A 562-nucleotide genomic window follows, 5' to 3' on the forward strand; every position below is an offset into this window, starting at 1 on the left:
TGATCTTTTTTGTCCGAACAGCGTTCGGATTAATTTTACAATCTACCCTATCAGTGTTCTTTTCTTGAATGACATTAATCCCACCTAAAGCAATCCCACTAAAGTCTTTTTTAGGTACCGTTAATTTGATTGTTACTTTTTTAGTCGTCTTAGCGGGAACCTTAACCGTTTGTTTGGGTGATAGCGCCGACTTAATGTCAAATTTCAATGAGGCATCACTTTTGGCTTTAGCCTGACTGTAGTCAATCACCCCATTATCGTTAGTCATCGCACGATTAGGAGAGACAATGTACGTGTGAGCCTGACTATCACTGTTCTTAATGCGAATCGTTAAATCTTGAGTTTGCCCCGGTGTGACTTTTAAATCAAAATAGGATACCGAATCGGTAATTTGATTTTTCGGTAGCTCAGCGGAAACGGAGTAGTTCAAGTTTTCGGCATGCGCGATTAGCCCTAAGTTACCGAAAAAAACGCTCATTAATAACACCAATTGCCAGAATCTTTTCTTCATATGGTAGATTGTAAAATTAATCCGAACGCTGTTCGGACAAAAAAGATCAGC

The 562-nt window shown here is 39.3% G+C and carries 1 protein-coding gene; it reads right to left on the reverse strand.

All coding sequences use genetic code 11. The features are described from left to right. A partial coding sequence (locus DY78_RS08725; protein ID WP_235810656.1) for a DUF916 domain-containing protein occupies positions 1-478 on the reverse strand: 478 nt, incomplete at its 3' end. Between the last annotated feature and the right edge of the window lie 84 nt (positions 479-562).

The sequence above is a fragment of the Lactiplantibacillus fabifermentans DSM 21115 genome, from assembly GCF_000498955.2.
Taxonomy (GTDB): domain Bacteria; phylum Bacillota; class Bacilli; order Lactobacillales; family Lactobacillaceae; genus Lactiplantibacillus; species Lactiplantibacillus fabifermentans.